A 7,347-nucleotide genomic window follows, 5' to 3' on the forward strand; every position below is an offset into this window, starting at 1 on the left:
CGCGGAATGTGAGGGCTGCACGGCGAAGTGAGTACCAGGAACCGTTGCGCTCGGGCGGCGCGGCACGCGGCGCGCACCGCCCGGACTCGCGTCAGAACAGCGATTCGTCGACTTCCATCAGCGTCTTCGAACCGGCGCGCGCCGCGCGGATCGTCGACGCCGTCTCGGGCAGCAGGCGCGCGAAGTAGAAGCGAGCGGTGGCGAGCTTCGACTTGTAGAACGGATCGCCCGACGCTTCCTTGTCGAGTGCGAGGCGCGCCATGCGCGCCCAGAAGTACGAGAACACCAGGTGGCCGACGGTGCGCAGGTACGGCACGGCGGCAGCGCCGACTTCGTCCGGGTTCTGCATCGCCTTCATGCCGATTTCCATCGTCAGCTTCTGCACCTTGTCGCCGATGTCGGCGAGCGGGTTGATGAACTCGGCCATTTCCGGCTTCACGCCTTCGGCTTCCGCGAATTCCGTGACGAGCTTGCCGAACTTCTTCAGCTTCGCACCCATGTCGCCGAGCACCTTGCGGCCCAGCAGGTCGAGCGACTGGATCGAGTTCGTGCCTTCGTAGATCATGTTGATCCGCGCGTCGCGTACGTACTGCTCCATGCCCCACTCGGAGATGAAGCCGTGGCCGCCGTAGATCTGCATCGCGTGGTTGGTCGACTCGAACGCGTTGTCGGTCAGGAACGCCTTGATGATCGGCGTGAGCAGCGCGACGAGGTCGGCCGCTTCCTTGCGCACCGCTTCGTCACCGTGCGACAGTTCCTTGTCGATCTGCAGCGCGGACCAGTACGTGAATGCGCGCGCGCCTTCGGCGTAGGCCTTCTGCGTGAGCAGCATGCGGCGCACGTCCGGGTGCACGATGATCGGGTCGGCCGGTTTGTCCGGTGCCTTCGGGCCCGTCAGCGAGCGCATCTGCAGGCGCTCCTTCGCATAGGTGAGCGAGTTCTGGTACGCGACTTCCGTGAGGCCGAGGCCCTGCATGCCGACGCCGAGGCGCGCGGCATTCATCATCACGAACATCGCGTTCAAGCCCTTGTTCGGCTCGCCGACCATCCAGCCCTTCGCGCCGTCGAGGTTCATCACGCACGTCGAGTTGCCGTGGATGCCCATCTTGTGCTCGATCGAGCCGCACTTGATGCCGTTGCGCTCGCCCGGCTCGCCTGCTGCGTCGGGGATGAACTTCGGCACGATGAACAGCGAGATCCCCTTGGTGCCCTGCGGCGCGTCCGGCAGGCGCGCGAGCACGAGGTGGATGATGTTCTTCGACATGTCGTGCTCGCCGCTCGAGATGAAGATCTTCGTGCCGCTGATCGAGTACGAGCCGTCGCCGTTGGGTTCGGCCTTGGTGCGCAGGATGCCGAGGTCGGTGCCGCAGTGCGGTTCGGTCAGGCACATCGTGCCCGTCCATTCGCCCGTCACGAGCTTCGGCAGGTAGCGCTGCTGCAGCTCCGGCGCGCCGTGTGCGTGCAGGCACTCGTAGGCGCCGTGCGACAGGCCCGGATACATCGTCCAGGCCTGGTTCGCCGAGTTCAGCATTTCGTAGAGCGCGTTGTTCACGAACGCGGGCAGGCCCTGGCCGCCGTAGTCCGGATCGCAGCCGAGCGCCGGCCAGCCGGCCTCGACGTACTGCTGGTAGGCTTCCTTGAAGCCGGTCGGGGTCTTCACGACGCCGTCGCCTTCATACGTGCAGCCTTCGCGGTCGCCGACCTGGTTCAGCGGGAACAGTACCTCGGAGCAGAACTTGCCCGCTTCCTCGAGGACCTGGTTGATCGTGTCGGCGTCGAGGTCCGCATGCTTGGGCATTTGCTTGACTTCGGCTTCGACGTTCAGAAGCTCGTGCAACACGAATTGCATGTCGCGCAGCGGCGCGGCGTACTGTCCCATGACTCTCTCCAAAGGTGGGCAAAACGGCTCGAGCTCCTGGCGGGCGGATCACGCCCCGCTAACGGCTCTCGCTCTGATACGAAACAATCGTCTTTTCCAGCGCGGCCCACGTGAGGCGCACGGCGTCCGGCGAATGCAGGAAGCGTGCGTCGTGATGCAGGCCGAGCGTGAAGCTGTACAACTCGAAGAGCATCAGGTCCGGATCCGTATCCGCACGCAGATGGCCTTCTTCCTTCGCCTGCGAAATGGCACGCAGCATCGCGGCACGCCAGGCCGTCACGCTCGCGATCAACTGCTCGCGCACGGGGCTGTCAGGCCGGTCGTCGTACTCGACCGCACCGCTGATGTAGATGCATCCGGTCGTCACCTCCTGGATGCGCTTCTCCGTCCAGCGGGCCAGCATCGCCCGAAGGCGCGGCAAGCCTCGCGGCTCGCGCAGGCTCGGAAAGAACACCTCGTTTTCGAAACGATGGTGATACTCGCGGACGACCTCGACCTGCAGGTCCTCACGCGATCCGAAGTGCGCGAACACACCGCTCTTGCTCATCTGCATGCGCTCGGCCAGCAGGCCGATCGTCAGCCCCTCCAGCCCGTCACGGCTGGCGAGGTCCAAAGCAGCTTCAAGTATCGCGGCACGCGTCTGTTCGCCTTTTCGCATAGCTATTTCTGTAACCGTTCGGGGGTTCGAATAAAATCGAACGGCCGTACTATTATTGAGTGCGGCCGCTCGCGAAACAAGGAAATTATTAGAAACCGGTGTCTAACCGAGCCGCTATTTTGCGCGATTCCGGCGGGACCGGAGCGGCTTTTCCGCACGAACGTGCGGACAGATTTTTTGAAGCGAACGCTTAGTCTTCGTCAGTCGTAACCACCGACCGTCAGCGCCTTCATCACGAGACGATACGCCGTATAGGCGAGCCAGTTCAGCATGCGCTCGAGCCGCGGGCGCGCAGCAAACCGGGCGGGGTCGATTTCCCGGCCATCGGCAAACGCGGCCGCGATCGCGTCGCGCAGTTCGTTCGTGACAGCATCGTAGCGCACCAGCACGACATTCGCCTCATTGTTCAACATCAGGCTCAGCGCGTCCAGGTTCGACGAGCCGACCGTCGCCCAGTTGTCGTCGATCACGGCCACCTTGCCGTGCAGCATCGTCTTGTCGTATTCGGCCACGCGCACGCCCGCGCGCAGCAGCGCGTGATAGAGGAACGGCACGGCCGTATCGAGGGCCGCGAACTCCTTGCGGCCGATCAGGATCCGCACGTCGACGCCGCGTCGCGCGGCGCCCGTCAGCGCGCGGCGCAGCTTGCGCCCCGGCATGAAGTACGGATTGGCGAGCAGGATCCGCTGGCGGGCCTGGCCGATCGCCGCGAGATACGCCTTCTCGATCGCGCGGCGGTTCACGACGTTGTCGCGCGCGACGAACGCGACGCTCGGCTCCGTCACGACCCGCAGCGCGCCGGCCTTGATCCACCGGTGGCTGCGCATCCAGCGCCGGAACATGTCGGGAAACGCTTCGCCGCCATGCAGCCCGGTCGCGTATTGCGCATACGGCTTGTGACCGAACATGATCCGGTGCCATTGCAGTTCGAACGCGGCGCGCACGTCGGACACCGCGGGCCCCGCCATCTCGACCGCGAAATCCCAGCGCGGAAACGGTAGCGTCGTGCCGCCCTGCGCGTAGTCGTCGGTGATGTTGATGCCGCCGCAGAACGCGACCGCGTGATCGATCACCGCGAGCTTGCGATGCGTGCGCGAAAAGCCGAAGCGGCCGAACAGGTAACGGTTGTAGATGCAGTGCTCGACGCCGGCTGCCGCCCACGTATCGAACAACGGCAGGCGTGCGGTGCCGATGCCGTCGGTGATCACGCGCACGCGCACGCCGCGCTGCGCCGCGCGGATCAACGCGTCCGACACCGGCCGGCCGGCCGCGTCGTCGCAGAAGATGTAGGTTTCGAGCATCACCTGCTCGCGGGCGGCGTCGATCCGATCGATCAGCGCCCGAAAGAATTCGCTGCCGGTTTCGCACAGACGCACGGTATTGCCCGACGTGAAGGCAAGCCGCGACGCGGAACCGCGTTCCTGCAGGAACATCTGCCGCAATTGCGCGAAGCGCTTGCGGGCTTCCGCCGTCATGCGGACGAGCCGTGCGGCGCGCGCGACAGTGCCACGCGCGCGGGTAGTTGCAGGATCGCCTCGGCGTTCGACGGCGAGAAGCAGCGCGCGGCGGCCTCGCGGAACGGCAGCCACGCATGTTCGACATGCTCGCGCGGCGACAGCGTCACGTCGACGCGATGCGGCACGCACAGGCCGAACCAGTGCTCGACATTGCGCGTGACGCCCGGGGCATAGCGGTGCAGGTATTGCGGATAGATCGTGTATTCGATCCTGTGGCGCCAGTCGACGAGCGCGCTGGCCGGCACGTCCGGCGTGCCGACTGCGATGCCGGTCTCTTCGACCACTTCCCGCGCGGCGGTGAGCGCGAGCGGCTCGTCGAGCGCATCCTTCGATCCGGTCACCGATTGCCAGAAATCAGGCTGGTCGGCACGCTTGATCACGAGCACATCGAGGTCGGGCGTGTAGATCACGACAAGAACGGATTCGGGGATTTTCGGCGGCTTCGTCATCTTTGTTTCATGCAGCACGGGGCCGCGCGCCGGGCAAAGGCTCCGAACGGGCGGCAAGTGCTGCGACTGTACCGCAAAAAACGAAAAAGGCGCATCGCTGCGCCTTTTTCATGTGCGTCGTGTGCGCGTGAGCGCACACGACCCGGTGCGAAGTGCGTTACGCCTTCGGCTGTTCCGGCTGACGCAGACGGATGTGCAGTTCGCGCAGCTGACGCTCGTCGACCGGGCTCGGCGCTTGCGTAAGCAGATCCTGCGCACGCTGCGTCTTCGGGAACGCGATCACGTCGCGAATCGAATCGGCGCCGGCCATCATCGTGACGATGCGGTCGAGACCGAATGCGATACCGCCGTGCGGCGGCGCGCCGTACTGCAGCGCGTCCAGCAGGAAGCCGAACTTGAGCTGGGCTTCTTCAGCACCGATCTTCAGCGCGCGGAACACCTTGCTCTGCACTTCCTCGCGGTGGATACGCACCGAGCCGCCGCCGATTTCCCAGCCGTTCAGCACCATGTCGTAGGCCTTCGCGAGGCAACGGCCCGGATCCGTCTCGAGGTACTCGAGATGCTCGTCCTTCGGGCTCGTGAACGGGTGGTGAGCGGCGACGTAGCGGGCATCTTCGTCGTCGTATTCGAACATCGGGAAATCGACGACCCACAGCGGCTTCCAGCCGGCATGGACGAGGCCGTTCGCCTTGCCGAATTCCGAATGGCCGATCTTCAGGCGCAGTGCGCCGAGGCTGTCGTTGACGACCTTCGCGCGGTCGGCCGCGAAGAAGATGATGTCGCCGTCTTCCGCGCCGGTGCGCTCGAGGATCGCCGCGATCGATGCGTCGTGCAGGTTCTTGACGATCGGGCTCTGCAGGCCGTCACGGCCCTTCGCCTTCTCGTTGACCTTGATCCAGGCGAGGCCCTTCGCGCCGTAGATGCGCACGAATTCGGTGTAGCCGTCGATGTCGCCACGCGACAGCTCGCTGCCCTTCGGCACGCGCAGTGCCGCGACACGGCCGTCCTTCGCGTTGGCCGGCGTGCTGAACACCTTGAAGTCGACGTCCTTCATCGCGTCGGTCAGCTCGGTGAATTCGAGCTGCACGCGCAGGTCCGGCTTGTCCGAACCGAAACGCGCCATCGCTTCCGAGTACGGCATCACCGGGAATTTCGCGTCGAGTTCGACGTCGATCGTCGTCTTGAAGATGTGACGGATCATGTCTTCGAACAGGTCACGGATTTCCTGCTCGCCGAGGAACGACGTTTCGCAGTCGATCTGCGTGAATTCCGGCTGACGGTCGGCACGGAGGTCTTCGTCGCGGAAGCACTTGGTGATCTGGTAGTAACGGTCGAAGTTCGCGACCATCAGCAGCTGCTTGAACAGCTGCGGCGACTGCGGCAGCGCGAAGAACTGGCCCGCGTTCGTGCGCGACGGCACGAGGTAGTCGCGCGCGCCTTCCGGCGTGCTCTTCGTCAGCATCGGCGTTTCGATGTCGATGAAGCCCTGCTCGTCGAGGTACTTGCGCGCTTCGATCGCCACGCGGTAGCGCAGGCGCAGGTTGTGCTGCATCTGCGGGCGGCGCAGGTCGAGCACGCGGTGCGTGAGACGCGTCGTTTCCGACAGGTTGTCGTCGTCGAGCTGGAACGGCGGCGTGACCGATGCGTTCAGCACGTTCAGTTCATGGCACAGCACTTCGATCTTGCCGCTCTTCAGGCCGGCGTTGACCGTGCCTTCCGGACGGTTGCGCACGAGGCCCTTGATCTGCACGCAGAACTCGTTGCGCACGCCTTCGGCGGTCGCGAACATTTCCGCGCGATCCGGGTCGCACACCACCTGCACGAGGCCTTCACGATCGCGCAGGTCGATGAAGATCACACCGCCGTGATCGCGGCGGCGCTGCACCCAGCCGCACAGCGACACGGTTTGGCCCAGCAGGTGTTCGGTCACGAGACCGCAGTATTCAGTACGCATCGACATGATGTTTGCTTTCGTTCGGTTTGATCAACGGGCGCCGCAACGCGCGGCCCGGGCGATGATTCTTTACTTACAGCGGCGGCTCGACGGGGCGGCGTGCAGGCGCCGGAGCCGGCGCCGGGGGCGCCACCACGCCCATCGAGACGATGTACTTGAGCGCGGCATCGACCGACATGTCGAGTTCGATGACTTCGCTCTTCGGCAGCATCAGGAAGAAGCCCGACGTCGGGTTCGGCGTCGTCGGGATATAGACGCTCACGTATTCTTCCGTCAGATGATTGAGCACGTCGCCGCCCGGCGTGCCGGTCAGAAACGCGATCGTATACGAGCCGCGACGCGGGTATTCGATCAGCAGCGCCTTGCGGAACGCGTTGCCGCTGCTCGACAGCAGCGTGTCCGACACCTGCTTGACGCTCGTGTAGATCGGCCCGACGACCGGGATGTGACGCACCACGGCGTTCCACCACGTGACGAGCTTCTGGCCGATGAAGTTCTGCGTGGCCAGCCCGACGACGAAGATGAACGCGAGCGTCAGCACCGCGCCGATCCCCGGCAGGTGGAAGCCGAGCATCCGCTCGGGCTGCCACGATTCGGGCAGCAGGAGCAGTGTCTGGTCCATCGTGCCGATGATGAGACCAAGCACCCACAGCGTGATCGCGAGCGGGACGAGAACCAGCAGGCCGGTCAGAAACACCGATTTCAGGGTCGTCTTTTTCATCATCTGCCGTCAATGAACCGCGCCAGCGGCGCGGGTTGGTCGCAGCCCGGCCGGGCCGCGACGGTCAACTGCTGGCGGCGGGCGCTGCAGCCGGGGCGGGCGCGGCGCTCGTCGTCGTGCTTTCGGAACTGCTCGATGCAGCCGGCGCGGCCGCGGCGGGCGCGGCCTC

At 65.1% G+C, this 7,347-nt stretch carries 6 protein-coding genes; all 6 read right to left on the reverse strand.

Going from position 1 to position 7,347, the window contains the following annotated elements; all coding sequences use genetic code 11:
• Positions 1–91: 91 nt before the first annotated feature.
• Entirely contained in the window at positions 92–1,879 is a 1,788-nt protein-coding gene (locus G3N96_RS26165; RefSeq protein ID WP_124580733.1) for an acyl-CoA dehydrogenase C-terminal domain-containing protein, read from the reverse strand.
• A 58-nt stretch (positions 1,880–1,937) separates the two neighbouring features.
• Positions 1,938–2,537: a TetR/AcrR family transcriptional regulator gene (locus G3N96_RS26170; RefSeq protein WP_006751498.1), complete on the reverse strand. Its 600-nt coding sequence runs from the start codon at positions 2,535–2,537 to the stop codon at positions 1,938–1,940.
• Positions 2,538–2,737: 200 nt separating this feature from the next.
• Complete coding sequence (gene clsB / locus G3N96_RS26175; RefSeq protein ID WP_206138971.1) at positions 2,738–4,012, reverse strand: cardiolipin synthase ClsB; 1,275 nt, start codon at positions 4,010–4,012, stop codon at positions 2,738–2,740.
• Positions 4,009–4,503 (reverse strand): dihydroneopterin triphosphate diphosphatase, encoded by a 495-nt coding sequence (gene nudB / locus G3N96_RS26180; protein WP_206138972.1) that lies wholly within the window; start codon positions 4,501–4,503, stop codon positions 4,009–4,011. The genes clsB and nudB overlap by 4 nt, the downstream gene beginning before the upstream one ends.
• Before the next feature lie 157 nt (positions 4,504–4,660).
• Positions 4,661–6,463 (reverse strand): aspartate--tRNA ligase, encoded by a 1,803-nt coding sequence (gene aspS, locus G3N96_RS26185; protein ID WP_122946242.1) that lies wholly within the window; start codon positions 6,461–6,463, stop codon positions 4,661–4,663.
• A gap of 67 nt (positions 6,464–6,530) precedes the next feature.
• Positions 6,531–7,181 carry a DUF502 domain-containing protein gene (locus G3N96_RS26190; protein WP_069248829.1) on the reverse strand — a complete coding sequence of 217 codons (651 nt, stop codon included), beginning with the start codon at positions 7,179–7,181 and terminating at the stop codon, positions 6,531–6,533.
• Between the last annotated feature and the right edge of the window lie 166 nt (positions 7,182–7,347).

Origin of the sequence: Burkholderia sp. Se-20373 (assembly GCF_017104705.1) — a bacterium.
Lineage (GTDB): Bacteria > Pseudomonadota > Gammaproteobacteria > Burkholderiales > Burkholderiaceae > Burkholderia.